Source organism: Agrobacterium bohemicum, from assembly GCF_001562555.1.
Classification (GTDB): domain Bacteria; phylum Pseudomonadota; class Alphaproteobacteria; order Rhizobiales; family Rhizobiaceae; genus Agrobacterium; species Agrobacterium bohemicum.
The window spans coordinates 404,675-418,284 of the sequence record NZ_KQ961024.1 but is presented as its reverse complement, the minus strand read 5'-3'; the positions used below and the strand labels follow the sequence as shown (position 1 = coordinate 418,284).

13 protein-coding genes and 1 other RNA gene are annotated in these 13,610 nt (G+C 57.6%); 2 read left to right on the top strand and 12 right to left on the bottom strand.

Annotated features, from left to right (window positions below):
- The 12 genes from ATO67_RS05140 to ATO67_RS23055 all read right to left on the bottom strand — a co-directional run bounded on the left by ATO67_RS05140 (position 1) and on the right by ATO67_RS23055 (position 11,390).
- The gene (locus ATO67_RS05140; RefSeq protein ID WP_067645285.1) at positions 1-1,455 is read right to left on the bottom strand and encodes a UDP-N-acetylmuramoyl-L-alanyl-D-glutamate--2,6-diaminopimelate ligase; all 1,455 of its coding nucleotides are present in this window, start codon (positions 1,453-1,455) and stop codon (positions 1-3) included.
- Between the two features lie 57 nt (positions 1,456-1,512).
- Positions 1,513-3,252, bottom strand: coding sequence for a peptidoglycan D,D-transpeptidase FtsI family protein (locus tag ATO67_RS05135; protein ID WP_067645283.1), 1,740 nt, complete (start codon positions 3,250-3,252; stop codon positions 1,513-1,515).
- Complete coding sequence (gene ftsL, locus ATO67_RS05130; protein WP_067645281.1) at positions 3,252-3,806, bottom strand: cell division protein FtsL; 555 nt, start codon at positions 3,804-3,806, stop codon at positions 3,252-3,254. The genes ATO67_RS05135 and ftsL overlap by 1 nt, the downstream gene beginning before the upstream one ends.
- Before the next feature lies 1 nt (position 3,807).
- Entirely contained in the window at positions 3,808-4,833 is a 1,026-nt protein-coding gene (rsmH, locus tag ATO67_RS05125) for a 16S rRNA (cytosine(1402)-N(4))-methyltransferase RsmH (protein ID WP_067645279.1), read from the bottom strand.
- 14 nt (positions 4,834-4,847) lie between these two features.
- Positions 4,848-5,288 carry a division/cell wall cluster transcriptional repressor MraZ gene (gene mraZ, locus ATO67_RS05120; RefSeq protein ID WP_067645277.1) on the bottom strand — a complete coding sequence of 147 codons (441 nt, stop codon included), beginning with the start codon at positions 5,286-5,288 and terminating at the stop codon, positions 4,848-4,850.
- Between the two features lie 398 nt (positions 5,289-5,686).
- Positions 5,687-6,088, bottom strand: an RNA gene (gene rnpB / locus ATO67_RS05115) — RNase P RNA component class A.
- A gap of 59 nt (positions 6,089-6,147) precedes the next feature.
- A complete protein-coding gene (locus ATO67_RS05110) occupies positions 6,148-7,341 on the bottom strand; it encodes an NAD(P)/FAD-dependent oxidoreductase (RefSeq protein ID WP_067645275.1) in 1,194 nt (397 codons plus the stop codon).
- A 287-nt stretch (positions 7,342-7,628) separates the two neighbouring features.
- Complete coding sequence (locus tag ATO67_RS05105; RefSeq protein ID WP_067645273.1) at positions 7,629-8,816, bottom strand: FAD-dependent oxidoreductase; 1,188 nt, start codon at positions 8,814-8,816, stop codon at positions 7,629-7,631.
- A gap of 67 nt (positions 8,817-8,883) precedes the next feature.
- On the bottom strand, positions 8,884-9,420 hold the full coding sequence (locus ATO67_RS05100) for a lytic transglycosylase domain-containing protein (RefSeq protein WP_067645271.1): 537 nt from the start codon (positions 9,418-9,420) through the stop codon (positions 8,884-8,886).
- Between the two features lie 245 nt (positions 9,421-9,665).
- Positions 9,666-10,433 (bottom strand): N-acetylmuramoyl-L-alanine amidase, encoded by a 768-nt coding sequence (locus tag ATO67_RS05095; RefSeq protein ID WP_067645269.1) that lies wholly within the window; start codon positions 10,431-10,433, stop codon positions 9,666-9,668.
- Positions 10,430-11,170 (bottom strand): J domain-containing protein, encoded by a 741-nt coding sequence (locus ATO67_RS05090; protein WP_067645623.1) that lies wholly within the window; start codon positions 11,168-11,170, stop codon positions 10,430-10,432. Before ATO67_RS05090 ends, ATO67_RS05095 begins: the two co-directional genes overlap by 4 nt.
- A 4-nt stretch (positions 11,171-11,174) precedes the next feature.
- The gene (locus ATO67_RS23055; RefSeq protein ID WP_158667343.1) at positions 11,175-11,390 is read right to left on the bottom strand and encodes a hypothetical protein; all 216 of its coding nucleotides are present in this window, start codon (positions 11,388-11,390) and stop codon (positions 11,175-11,177) included.
- Between the two features lie 101 nt (positions 11,391-11,491).
- Between ATO67_RS23055 and ATO67_RS05085 the strand changes: the two genes are divergently transcribed.
- Both ATO67_RS05085 and ATO67_RS05080 read left to right on the top strand, forming a co-directional pair.
- Complete coding sequence (locus ATO67_RS05085; protein WP_067645267.1) at positions 11,492-12,703, top strand: pyrophosphate--fructose-6-phosphate 1-phosphotransferase; 1,212 nt, start codon at positions 11,492-11,494, stop codon at positions 12,701-12,703.
- 174 nt (positions 12,704-12,877) lie between these two features.
- Positions 12,878-13,513 carry a LysE family translocator gene (locus tag ATO67_RS05080; protein ID WP_067645265.1) on the top strand — a complete coding sequence of 212 codons (636 nt, stop codon included), beginning with the start codon at positions 12,878-12,880 and terminating at the stop codon, positions 13,511-13,513.
- The last annotated feature ends 97 nt before the right edge of the window (positions 13,514-13,610 follow it).

The window sequence follows — 13,610 nt, the reverse complement described above, 5'->3', positions numbered from 1 at the left end:
CTACAATCCTTCCAGCGCAGTACGCACCTGTTCATGGTCCGAAAATGGCAGCGTCACGCCGCCAACAATCTGACCTTCCTCATGCCCCTTACCCGCTACAATCAAAGTATCGCCATTCCCCAACAGCGAAACGGCATGGCTGATAGCCGCTGCCCGGTCTGCAATTTCAAGCGCACCGGGTGCCGCCGCCATGATTTCGGAACGGATGGTCTGCGGCTCTTCCGAGCGCGGATTGTCATCCGTCACGATGACGATATCGGAAAGCCGTGTGGCAACCTCGCCCATGATCGGGCGCTTGCCCTTGTCACGATCCCCACCGCAACCGAAAACAGTGATGATGCGGCCTGACGTGAAGGGCCGCACCGACGTCAGCACATTTTCCAGCGCATCCGGCTTATGGGCATAATCCACATAAGCCAGCGCGCCGTTTTTCGTCTGGCCGATCAGCTCGAGACGACCAGCGGCCCCAACCAGCTTTTCCAGCGCCTTCAGCGCCACCGAGGCCGAAACGCCGGTCGAGATCGCAAGGCCTGCGGCAACCAGCGCATTGGCGACCTGAAAATCACCGGCCAGCGGAATATCGACTTCGTAAATCTTGCCCTGATGATGCACTTCGATCATCTGCTTGTGACGAAAATGCTCGACGCGCTTCAGCGCCAGATAATCGCCTTTGCGTCCAACGGTGCGCACATCATGGCCCGCATACGCTGCCGCCTTGATAGCGCGGTCCGACCATGGATCGTCAGAAAAGATGACAACCGGCGAACCCTTCGGCAACAGCGTATCGAACAGCCGCATCTTGGCGGCCATATAATCTTCAATGGTCGGATGGTAATCCATATGGTCGCGACCGAGATTGGTAAAACCGGCGGCTGCCAGTTTCACGCCGTCCAGTCGGCGCTGGTCGAGACCATGGCTGGAGGCTTCCATCGCCGCATGGGTCACGCCTTCGGAGGCCAGTTCAGCCAGCAGCGCATGCAGGGAAACCGGATCAGGCGTCGTCAGCGAACCATACTCTTCGCGGCCCGGCGCGATCACACCTGTGGTGCCGATCTGTGCCGCCGCATGGCCGGCAAAAGCCCAAATCTGGCGAATGAAAGAGGCGACCGAAGTCTTGCCCGCCGTGCCGGTCACGGCAATCATGGTTTCAGGCTGTTTTCCATAAAAGCGGGCAGCGGCAAGAGAGAGATAACGGCGCGGGTCGGAGACAACGAGAACCGGCACATCGGCATCGATTGCATGGCTGGAGACGACTGCGATGGCACCCTTGGCAATCGCGTCCTGCACATAGGTGCCGCCATCCGCCTTGGTTCCGGCCACCGCCACGAACAGCGATCCCGGCTGGGCCTTGCGGCTATCAGCCGTAATCCCGGTAATATCCAGCGCTCCGGTTTCTGTCCGAAGCAAATCATTCAGTTCCGGAAACTCAGTCCCGGAGAGGTCTCGCAAATTCATCGATGTGTCCGTCTTGTCCCCCGGCGCGATTCGCCGGTCCGTCATAAGCTGTACCAATCAATAAGACACCAGCAAGGCCGAACCGTCCTTGCCGAACTTGGGTTTTACACCAAGAATGGCGGCGGAACGGGCGATGATATCGTGCACCATCGGTGCCGCAGATGTACCGGCCAGTGCCGCGCCATTGCCCTTGTCCGTCTTCGGTTCATCGATGAAGGACAGAACCACATATTCCGGCTTGTCCATTGGGAAGGCAGAGAGGAAGGCGTTGAAGTTCTTGTCGTGTACATAGCGACCATTGACGACCTTGTCGGCCGTGCCGGTCTTGCCGCCTACATTGAAGCCTTCGACACGCGCGTTACGGCCAGAGCCATTGACGCCGTTCCACTCGAACAGGAAGCGCATGTCCTTGCTGGCACCCGGCTGCAAGACCTGCTTGGCAACCTGATCGGCCTGCGCCACCGTGCGCGGCAGGAAAGTCGGCTCGATCAGCTTGCCACCATTCACCAGTGCCGCACCGGCAATCGCCGTCTGCAAAGGCGTCGTGGACACGCCGTGACCGAAGGAAATGGTCACCGAGTTGATCTTCTTCCACACACGCGGCTGCGATGGCATGGCGATTTCCGGCAGCTCTGTCTGCATCTTGGTCAGAAGACCAAGCCGCGTCAGAAACTCCTTATGGCCTTCGATACCAACAGTATCGGCAATCTTGGCCGTACCGATATTGGACGAATACTGGAAGATTTCAGGCACGGACAGGATTCGGCCCTTGCCGTGGAAGTCCTTGATGGTGAAGCCGCCGATGCGGATCGGCGCACGTGCATCGAACGTATCGTTGATGTGCACCTTGCCGGAATCCAGACCCATGGCGATGGTGAAGGACTTGAAGGTCGACCCCATCTCGAACGTGCCGTTCGACATGCGGTTCAGCCAGCCCTCTTTGGCACCTTCTGCCGGATTGTTCGGATCATAATCCGGAAGCGATGCCATGGCGAGAATTTCGCCGGTGTGAACATTGATGACGACAGCGCCTGCCCCGATTGCCTGAAACTTCTTGATGGCATCGGAAACCACTTCACGCACAATGGCCTGCACACGCAGATCAATCGAAAGCTTGACCGGCTCCAGCGGCTGGTCGGATGTCATGCCCAGCGCCGTCAGGTCAGCGAGACCCTGGCTGTCGAGATAACGTTCCATACCGGCAACGCCGCGGTTGTCGATATTGACGTGGCCGACGACGTGAGCGGCCGTATGCCCACCGGGATAGAAACGACGCTTCTCGGGACGGAAGCCGATACCGGGAATGCCGAGCGCCAGAATCTGGCTCTGCTGCTTCGGCGTCAACTGGCGACGCAACCACTGGAAACGCGATTCGGATTTCAGTTTCTGATAGGTGCCGCGCGTATCGAGATCGGGCAGAACCGTCTGCAGTTTTTCGATGGCTTCATCGACATCTACGATGCGGTGCGGTTCTGCAAACAGCGAGACAGTACGAATGTCCGTCGCCAGCACTTCGCCGTTACGGTCCAGAAGGTCCGGGCGCGAGGCCATCAACCGGTCTGCGGGCGCAATGCTGGAAACGGTTTCCGGCTGGGTCATGCCATATTGAACGAGACGGCCACCAACGACACCGTAGAAAGCGATGAAACCGACGATCAGCAGACCAACGCGGGTTTTCGCCTGTGTGGCGCGCCGCTTGCGCGCACCTTCGAAGGCAGCATGGTCGGCAAAGCCGCTTGTGCTGGCGGAAAAATGAGCCCTGCTTTTCAGAACCATGACGCGTGACAGAAAAGACATCAGTCCACCGCTCCAGTTATCGTTTCATCCATGTCGCCAGCCTCGTCGCCCGGCTCTGCACGCACAGCCGGCATAGGCTGTGCAGGGCGCGCAGCCCGCGCACGCGGCTGTGGCACGGGTGTACCGCCAGTGGCGACGATCTGTCCGGCAGGTTTGGATTTGGGTTTTGCGCCGCCCAGCGTCGCGCCAGGCTTGGAACCATTCATCGCAGCGGCAATCACATCTTCCACGCTCATGCCCTGCGGCTCCGGTGGCTGCGGCAATTGCGAGCGCAGCATCGGCAATTCCTTCGGCTGCGAAAGCTGTGTCGGCTGTGTCGGCGCCAGGGCTAGATCGCTCTGATAGGCATTGACCAGACGGTGCAGACGGTTCGGCTGCGTCAGCAGCGCCCAGTCGGCCCGCAGAAGGTCGATAGTATCCTTCTCCAGCTTGATTTCGGTTTCCAGCTTCTTGACGGATTCCAGCTTCACATCGGCCTGATGCTTGATGGTGTAGGTAACGACGGCGGCAGACACCATCACACCCATCAAAATGAAATCGAGAGTACGCAGCATGTCAGCCTCCCATCTTTTCGAGGCTTGTGAGATCGGGAAGCTCGAAGATCGAAATGTCGGCTGGCCGTACGGGTGCCGTTGTGCGGACACCGGCACGCAGCTTGGCAGAACGGGCACGCGGATTGATATCCGCCTCTTCGTCGCTGGCCGCTATCATCGGCTTGCCAAGAGAATCGAAAATCGCTGACTTGGCAGCGAGCATCGGCATATGGCGCGAGCCCGCCGCACGGTCGGAACGATCCGCGAAATACTTTTTGACGATACGGTCTTCAAGCGAATGGAACGTGACCACGACGAGACGACCGCCGGGCTTCAAGGCCCGCTCGGCAGCAAACAGCGCCTGTGCCAACTCACCCAGCTCATCATTGACAAACACGCGCAGCGCCTGAAACACACGCGTTGCTGGGTGGATCTTGTCCTTGGCCTTGCGCGGGGTCACGATTTCGATCAGCCCAGCCAAATCGCGGGTGGTGCGAAACGGCTCGTCTGCACGCTTCTTTTCAATGGCGCGGGCAATGCGGCCCGACTGTTTTTCCTCACCGAGAAAACCAAAGATACGAATGAGGTCACCGACCTTGCAACGATTGACGACATCCGCAGCAGACACGCCAGAAGACGACATGCGCATATCCAGCGGGCCGTTTCTCTGGAAGGAGAAGCCACGTTCGGCCTCATCGATCTGCATGGAGGAAACGCCGATATCCAGTACGATGCCATCAAGCCCTTCGGCGGGCGCATGGGCTGCAAGATTGGAAAACTGAGACTGGATCAGCGACAAGCGACCACCATTGGCAGCGACCATGGCCTGGCCGTCGGCGATGGCGTTGGGGTCACGGTCCAGCGCGATGACATGCGCGCCCTGATCGAGGATGGCCTGGGTATAGCCGCCTGCGCCAAAAGTACCGTCGAGAATAACTTTTCCGGGCGCTGGCTCCAGCGCTTTCAGAACTTCATGGAGAAGAACCGGAATGTGGCGAACCGGTCCGCCACCGGCTTCAGAAGATTGTTCGCCAGAATTCGCCGCCATTCCGTTTCCCCGTCCTATACGGGGCGAGCAGCCGTAAAACCGCGCCCCGTTCTTGCAGCCTTCTGCGCCTCGTAAAACGCTTCCGGTTGCCACAACTGAAAATGATCCGCTCGACCCACAAAGGTAACCTCGGTCGTGATGTTGGTGAATTCCCGCATGAAATCCGTCACCATCAACCGCCCTTCCGCATCGAGCTTCATGAAAACGCCGCCGCCGTGAACCAGCAGCGACATCGCGTTCGCTTCCGGCGAGAACGCATCCATCGACGCGATCTGCCGTTCGTATCGTTCGAGCAAGTCCGGACCGCCAACGCTGATGGCCGGAAATGCGAAATCCTGGAGACAATAAAGCTCCTGGATGCCACGCTCCGTCAGCACCGAACGAAACAGAGACGGAACCGAGACGCGCCCCTTGGCGTCGATCCTGTTCGTCACGTTCGATAAAAAGCGACCCATTCCTAAACTCGCCAAAGCCGCCGAATGCAGAGCCGAAACTTGCACCGACCGGCAACACCGTTACGCACGACACATCGCTGACCGGCAGGACGTAATGCCCATCGGACCCTTGCAGGCCGCTCCGTTTCAGAGATTGCGGGTCAAAAACACGACCCTTTGTGGTGTGCATTTGGGATACCATGGGACACTTTGGGCGTCAATGGGAGAAGCCAGCGGGATACCGGCCTCGGATCGGATATTCATATCCCGTTAAGTTTAACGAATGGTTTACCGTGTTCATTCAAGCACTTGTGCGACGACAATAAAAAATCGCCTCTGAAATCTTATTTCATTAGGAATAACAGATACTTACGCGCGCCATGCCGATGCGCGACGTAAGAGCCTGTAATAAAAAGGAATTTGCCAGTTGGCCTGTAAGCCGGGTTCTGTATGGCCCCGGTTTGACCCGGAACGTGGCAGCCATTCATCTGGGACGACATTTGCACGCCGCCTCTCGCAACCCACCCGGATGACTCGCCCAAAAACCGGCTGTAGGTCCGCTTGCGCGCACCCCACGTCATCCCTATTCGGTCTTGCTCCCGGTGGGGTTTACCATGCCACCCCTGTTACCAGCGGCGCGGTGGGCTCTTACCCCACCCTTTCACCCTTACCACTATAAAAGTGGCGGTCTACTCTCTGCGGCACTTTCCCTAGGGTCGCCCCCGCCGGACGTTATCCGGCACCGTGTTTTCGTGGAGCCCGGACTTTCCTCACCCTACCGTCTTTCGACATTGGTAAAGCGCGGCTGCCCGGCCAACTGGCACGCGCTCCTTAGACGGGTTCAGAAACGAAAGCCACCGGAAAATCCGCAAACGGATCATTACGCAGAGAAAACCGGCGCGAAATCTGTCTCATAGCCCCCGTCGATGATTTGCCCCTCGACAAGAAGCTGCGCGCCCAGCCGCCCGATTTCATCCGAGCTTTTGGCCGCACTACCGCAGCCTCCGGTCAAAACGGCGATGCTGGATGAAGCCGTATAACCAATCGCCGGAAATCCCGTCGGTGTATAGGACGTCACGCAGGCCGCCATGGAAATGCGCGACGTATCAATGGAAGGGATCAACGCGTCGATGATGTCCGAAAAATTATCGCGCACCGTTACGTTTCCGCCCGAACGGAACCAGTCGCGGATTTCTTGATCTGTGCGCAACAGAACATCCACCGGCTCTCCACCGATCTTCAGATAAAACCTGCCATCGGGATAGCGCACCGGCGGCAACAGATAGATATGTTTTCGCGGGTCCGTCGGCTCGTAGATCAGCGATGGCATTCCAGCATAAAGATGCAGCTCGTCATCGGGAATTTCGAAAAACGCGACCGTCCTCGCATAGACCTCCATCGCAAGTGCCTGCGGCAAAAGCCCTTCGGCGATGGAGAACCCGCCCGCAGCAACCAGAACCTTATCCGCTGTAAAGGCTTGGCCCGCAGCAGTCGTCACCATCGCAACGCCGCCTTCTTCCCACACGCTGACTGCAATGTCGTCGATCCGCGTCACGCCACGCTTTTCAGCAATCGTGATCTGCGCCCGCACCAGTTCACGTGGATTGACGTATCCGGCATTGTTCTTTTCGAAAACGCCTTCGCAGCCGCTCTCAAACTTAAAATATGGAAAGCGATCGGCAAGTGACGCATCGTCCAGAAGCTCAGTCGCAACACCAAGCGCATTGGCAGACGCACAGACGCTCTCGATATAGGGGAAACCGGTACCACGCTTCTTGCCGACGATCAGGCAGCCGACCTCACCATAAAACTCGACGCCGCTCTCACGCTCTATTTCCGCGTACCGGGCAATCGAGCGGTTGGCGAGACGCGCCCAATCCGCGTTACTATCGATAGTGCGGGTAATGCGCGCCGCATCGTAGTGGCTGGCGAAAACGCCGGTATGGTTCTTGATATCAGCAGGTTCACGCGGCCCGATAAGCGCCACGCCATCAGTATGTTCCGCAAGATGTCGAGCCGCCGCAGCCCCCATCATGCCCGCACCGACCACGATATATTTAAACTGTGTTGCCATGCCTGCACTCGCCGAGTTTCGATTCCGTTACAAAGAGTTGTAGCGGTTTGAGGAATCGATTCCAGAGGTTTTGGATTCAGATGATGGTGGACGGCGGTGGGTGTGGCTTACCCCCTCTGTCCTGCCGGACATCTCCCCCACAAGGAGGGAGATTGGCTGGACGAACGAACCCCGCTTCACTCTCAACATTAGAGATGGCCAAGAGCTAACCACGAGTCGATCTCCCCCCTTGTGGGGGAGATGTCCGGCAGGGCAGAGGGGGTAAGCCGCACCCACCTCCACCCGCTTTAAACAAACACCGGCCCCACCTGCCCCGCAAAGTCCTCTTCCATCAATTGCCCGTCCAGCAACAGCACCGCCCCCAACCGTCCGATCTCATCCGAAGACTTAGCCGACACAAAATTACCGCCCGTCAAAACGGCAATGTTGGACGACTGTGTATATCCAATATACGGATAGCCGGTGCGCGTGATGGAGGCGACGCAGGAGCTTGATGTGACCAGGCAACCGGCAAGTCCCGGCATCAGTTCGATGGCGCGCTTCACCAGAAAATCGACCTCGCTGACGGTCCCGTCGGAGTGGAACCAGGACACCGCCTCGCCCAGCGTTTCCAGCCTGCCCTTTTCGCTCTCGCCACCGATTTTCAGGTAAACCTTGCCATCGGGATATCTCACCGGCGGCAGGATGTAGACGATGTCGTCGGCATTTTCTGCGAGCACGATAGTCGAAGGCATCGCCGCAAAAACCTGCTGCTTTTCCTCGTCCAACTCAAAAAACGCGATGGTGCGCCCCGTCGCGGCCATATCGACTTTCGATGGCAGCAGATCGGCCATATTGATGAAGCCACCCGCCGCGACGATGACCTTTTGCGCCGTATAGCGCCGCCCCTCATCCGCCACCACCTCCACGCCCGAGCCGGTGTCGTGAATGCGCATCGTCGTTTCGCGGATCAGTTTGGCACCCTGTGTTTCGGCAATCGCAATCTGCGCCTTTACCAGAGCACGCGGATTGACGTAGCCCGCATTGCGCGGCTCGAACCAACCCTCGTGATCATCAGGCAGATCGAACATCGGAAAGCGCTGCCCCAGTTGCGTGGAGCCAAACACTTCCATCTCGAGGCCTAACCTGTCACGCGCCGCCATGGCACTGGATACATAATCGCCACCCAAACCCTTGCCGTTACCAGCAAACAGGCAACCCGCCTCATGGTAGAACCGAATGCCGCTTTCCGCTTCGATCTGCGCATAGCGACCGATGGAGCGTTTCGCCAACTCGGCCCAGACAGGATCACCATCGAAACCACGCGTGATTCGCGCCTCGTCGTAGTGGCTGGAAAACACACCGTTGTGGTTCTTGCGATCCAGCGGTTCAGCAGGCCCGATCAATGCCACACCATCCGTGGCAGCGGAAAGATGCCGAGCCGCCGCCGCACCCATCATGCCCGCACCGACGACGATATATTTGAAATCCACCATGATCTTGCTCCTGCGCGTAAGCGCTGCCTAGCAAAATCAGGCGTGTTTCAAAAGCCGCAAAACGGCATCAACTCTGCAACAGCGTCTGCACCTTGCCGCAATAGCGCTTCGAAACCGGGTTCATGCGTGTGGCTCCGTGGCCTGCATTGTAACGCAAAATCGTGCTGCACACCTGGCTACCGCCAAGCTGGTGAGCAATCGCCAGATATTGCATGCCCCAGCGGATGTTGGTCTCAGGATCGTAAAGCGCCTTGGTCGTGCCGCGATAGCCCATCATCCGCGCCGTGGCGGGCTTGATCTGCATCAGCCCGACTTCGCCGGCACGTCCCCGTGCCTTTGGATTGAACTTGCTCTCCACGGAAACGATGGCATGCGCCAGATTGGTCGGCACGCCGTAACGCTTGGCATATTTGACGATCAGGTCGGAATATTCATTCTTCAAAACTGTCGGAAGAGACTTCTCGGGAATGGGATAGCCGGGTTTGCGGAAATAGGTTTCCAGCGGAATGGTTTGGGTCTTCACGTCGTCCTTGGCTAAAACGATACCACTCTGTGCCGCGAGCATGGAAAGACAGGCCGAGACAGCAAAAAGCACTCTTCTCATCAGTAAAACGGATCTCCGGTATGAAGACTTTGGGGCGTCACTTGCATAGCGAAGCCAGCGGGAAAGTTCATTGGAACAATCCGGCAAAAGTCCTCATCATTATTGTTGACGATCTCTGCTCGAAACTGAACAGGTCGCGGTTTGATGAGGGGTTATAGAGGGGCATAATAAGGAATTACTGTGGCGGCACAGAAAATACGCTTTACCAAATCAATTTTCACGAACGTTTTTTCTAAAAAATCGCCTTAAGCGCTGCGAAATTTCGGCAGACTGGAAATCAACCGGTGCAGCGTATCGATGGTCGAAACATCGGCAATGCCATCCACCAAAGCGGGCCTGAAATGGCGCTGGAAAGCCGCCACGATGCCTTCTGTCTGCTCACCGTAAACGCCATCTATTTCAATGCCGTAACCGTAGAGAGAGAGCATGGATTGCAAGGCTTCCACGGGCTGGCCGCTATCGCCGCGCTGAAAGAAACGCCCGCCGCCGATCGGCGCGGGTGTCACCCAGTGCCCGACGCCGTTCTGCGACAGGATGTCCCACGGGAATTTTTCACCCGGATCGATCTTCCTGACAGGCGCAATATCGGAGTGCCCCAGCACCCGCTCAGGCGCGATCGACCAGCGCGCGCCGCAATCACGACACAATTCGATGACCGCTTTTATCTGAGGTTCAGGAAACTCCGGCAATCCCGCAGGATGACCCTGATTGGCAATCTCGATGCCAATAGAGCGGGAGTTGATATCGGCAGCACCATCCCAGAGGCTTTTGCCCGCATGCCAGGCACGGCGACGTTCCGGCACCATCTGCACGACACGACCGTCCTCATAGACAAAGTAATGGCTGGAAACCTGACTTTCAGGATTGGCCAACCACGCCAACGCGCCATCGGCGCTGTTCATGCCGGTATAATGAAGAATGATGATGTCGGGGCCATCCACCCCTTCCCGCTCGCCATGGTTCGGCGAAGGCACGACGGAAGCACCTGCATAGTCCGCTGTGAATTCACTCATGCGACGCGGCGTTCTTTCTCGATGGCCGCATAGGCCGCATTCAGCGCTGCCATACGCTCATTGGCGGCCGCATGCAGTTCCATGGGAACGCCACGCGCGATGAGCTTATCCGGGTGGTGTTGCGCCACCAACGACCGGTAACGCCTGCGAATATCGGAGAATTCATCGGAAGGCGAAACACCCAGAACGCGGTAGGGATCGCGTCCTTCCATGTGCACATGCCGTGCCATGATCGTCTCGAAATGATCTTCGCTGATACGGAATATTTCCGAGATGCGTCCCAGAAACGCCAATTCACGCTCGTGAATCAAGCCGTCAGCCTTGGCGATATGAAACAGGCCGTCAATGACGCTTTCCAGCATTTCGCAGTTCTGGTCACCAGACCCACAAAGCCCGGCAAGCCGCTCGGCATAGGCCTCGTAACCGGCCACGTCCTGGCGTGCCAGATTGTAGAGGCGGGCAACGTTCTTGGCTTCCTCATCGGGGAAATCAAAAATCTGGCGGAAAGCCTGAACTTCGGCATTGTTCACCATGCCATCGGCCTTGGCCATCTTGGCGGACAGCGCAATGATGGCAACGGAAAAAGAAACCTGCCGACGCGTTTCCGGGTCACCCTCGAATACTGTTCTGACAGCTTCGATCACGCGCCCCAACACGCTTCCAGCAGCGTCGCCGATTGCGCCCAGTAGACGTTCCAGGAAGGATGAAATTTGCAAACAGGCGAAATCGTACATCATGAAATCAAGCATAAACTCCGATTTGACGAATGCAATATGCATAAAGGTCGCGGATCATTAACTTTTTTTCATCTGAAAGCCGCGCACCGAGCGGTCTTTCCGGCGCGGTTTCGTCGCCACCAAAGCGGTTTTCCACAGGCCGGGGCGCGAATGGTACACCATCTCCGCGATTGAAACGATTAGATTGGCCAACAGCCTCTATCACATTGAAAATTGCCACAAAACGCCCGATTTTCTTGAGAAATTCACTTTACATGCAGGTTTCACTGCCCCATCCATTTGCCGCATATATCTCGGAAGCGAACACGAAGGAGTGCCACGATGGCCAAACAGAAAGTCGCAATGTTGACCGCAGGCGGTCTCGCGCCCTGCCTCTCCTCTGCCGTGGGTGGCTTGATCGAACGCTACAGCGACATCGCGCCTGATATCGACATCGTGGCCTATCGCTCCGGTTATCAGGGAGTTCTTCTTGGCGACAGCGTCGCAATCACCGCCGACATGCGGGAAAAAGCGCACCTACTGCACCGCTACGGCGGCTCACCCATCGGCAACAGCCGCGTCAAGCTGACCAACGCCGCAGACTGTGCCAAGCGCGGCCTCGTCAAGGAAGGCGAAAACCCGCTGAAAGTTGCAGCCGACCGCCTTGCAAGCGATGGCGTTACCATTCTCCATACCATCGGTGGTGATGACACCAACACCACGGCGGCAGATCTTGCCGCTTATCTCGGCGCGAACGGCTATGACCTCACCGTCGTCGGTCTTCCCAAAACCGTCGACAATGATGTGGTGCCGATCAAGCAGTCGCTCGGCGCGTGGACCGCAGCCGAAGTCGGCGCAAGCTTCTTCGACAATGTCAGCAACGAACAGAGTGCCGCACCAAAGACTTTCGTCATTCACGAAGTCATGGGCCGCCATTGCGGCTGGCTCACCGCTGCAACCGCCCGCGCCTACATTCAAAAGACCAAGGGCAATGAATATGTCGAAGGTCTGCTGATGGACGAAAAGCTGAAAAGCATCGACGGCCTTTATCTGCCGGAAATGGCTTTCGACATTCAGGCCGAAGCAGAACGCCTGAAAAAGATCATGAACGATACGGGCTTCGTCACACTTTTCGTTTCGGAAGGCGCCGGTCTCGATTCCATCGTGGCCGAGCGTGAGGCGGCTGGCGATACCGTGAAGCGCGATGCCTTTGGCCACGTCAAGATCGACACGATCAATGTCGGCGGCTGGTTCCAGAAGCAGTTTGCGAGCCTCATCGGCGCAGAGCGCACCATGGTGCAGAAGTCCGGCTATTACGCCCGCTCCGCCCCTGCCAACGGTCAGGACCTACGCCTCATTCAGAGCATGGTCGATCTGGCCGTCGAAAGCGCGCTCAACAAGGTCTCCGGCGTCACCGGTCACGACGAGGACCAGGGCGGCAAGCTGCGCACCATCGAGTTCCCGCGCATCAAGGGTGGCAAGCATTTCGAGTTGTCGACGCCATGGTTCGGCGAGGTCATGGATCACATCGGCCAGCCTTATCAGGCTGCCTGATCAATCGAGCTAAACGCGGCCTTACGCTGTTCTATGTGTCTACGCTAAAAGACTGTGGCGGAAACACACCGCTCATCACCTTATCCATGTCAGGCCCAGAAATCCGTTTCGGTTTCTGGGCCGATGTTGTAGGTTAAAGGAAAATGACGTCGGGGAGGGCAAGGAGGAACGCATATGTCCGCACAAGTTTGGCTGGTCTTTTGCACGGCCTGTGTGATTCTGTTCGCATTGCCTTCGCCCATATCCTTCAAAGTCGCGAGTTACGCGGCCATTCGCGGTAAGCGCGCCTTCGTCGCCTCGGTCGTGGGCGCAACTCTTGGTATCGTCACAACGGTGACGGCAGCATCCGTCGTCGTCGCAGGATCGGAGTTCCTGCCATCCACTGTTCTCGACATCATCCAATGGGCAGGCACCGGCTGGCTGATGCTGTTCAGCCTGTGGACACTCGCAACGCCAGCAGCGCGTGAGTCGAATGCGGATAACGACAATCTGCGTGGAAAGACCTTCGGCACGATCTTTACCGATTGCTTCGTGATCGCAGCGCTTCGCCTGCGCTATTTCGGCTTCTTCATTGCCTTCCTGGTACAATTCGTCAACGGCACACGCAATGTCATTGAAATGGTATTGCAAATGCAGGCGGCAGTGCTGCTGCTGACGGTTGTCTGCCTGATTTTCCAGGCCAGTTTCTCGCGGCTGACCATTACTTCGGTGCGGCGCATGTCCGTGACCAAAAAGCTCCGCAATCCGAAAAGAACCCACTTCATCGCGGGCCGCGCCGTGACCGCCGGATACCGCCGGATTGCCGCCTGAAACGCAAATATGAGTCCCTGCTTGCCGGAATCCTTACGATAGGTTAATGATCGCCGGATAGGGACTGCCTGCTTCGCGAGAAACGGGGGTATCGAGC

Coding starts and splice junctions, on each gene's coding strand:
- ATO67_RS05140 (WP_067645285.1), bottom strand. CDS start 1,455: ATGAATTTGCGAGACCTCTCCGGGACTGAGTTTCCGGAACTGAATGAT.
- ATO67_RS05135 (WP_067645283.1), bottom strand. CDS start 3,252: ATGTCTTTTCTGTCACGCGTCATGGTTCTGAAAAGCAGGGCTCATTTT.
- ftsL (WP_067645281.1), bottom strand. CDS start 3,806: ATGCTGCGTACTCTCGATTTCATTTTGATGGGTGTGATGGTGTCTGCC.
- rsmH (WP_067645279.1), bottom strand. CDS start 4,833: ATGGCGGCGAATTCTGGCGAACAATCTTCTGAAGCCGGTGGCGGACCG.
- mraZ (WP_067645277.1), bottom strand. CDS start 5,288: ATGGGTCGCTTTTTATCGAACGTGACGAACAGGATCGACGCCAAGGGG.
- ATO67_RS05110 (WP_067645275.1), bottom strand. CDS start 7,341: ATGGCAACACAGTTTAAATATATCGTGGTCGGTGCGGGCATGATGGGG.
- ATO67_RS05105 (WP_067645273.1), bottom strand. CDS start 8,816: ATGGTGGATTTCAAATATATCGTCGTCGGTGCGGGCATGATGGGTGCG.
- ATO67_RS05100 (WP_067645271.1), bottom strand. CDS start 9,420: ATGAGAAGAGTGCTTTTTGCTGTCTCGGCCTGTCTTTCCATGCTCGCG.
- ATO67_RS05095 (WP_067645269.1), bottom strand. CDS start 10,433: ATGAGTGAATTCACAGCGGACTATGCAGGTGCTTCCGTCGTGCCTTCG.
- ATO67_RS05090 (WP_067645623.1), bottom strand. CDS start 11,170: ATGATGTACGATTTCGCCTGTTTGCAAATTTCATCCTTCCTGGAACGT.
- ATO67_RS05085 (WP_067645267.1), top strand. CDS start 11,492: ATGGCCAAACAGAAAGTCGCAATGTTGACCGCAGGCGGTCTCGCGCCC.
- ATO67_RS05080 (WP_067645265.1), top strand. CDS start 12,878: ATGTCCGCACAAGTTTGGCTGGTCTTTTGCACGGCCTGTGTGATTCTG.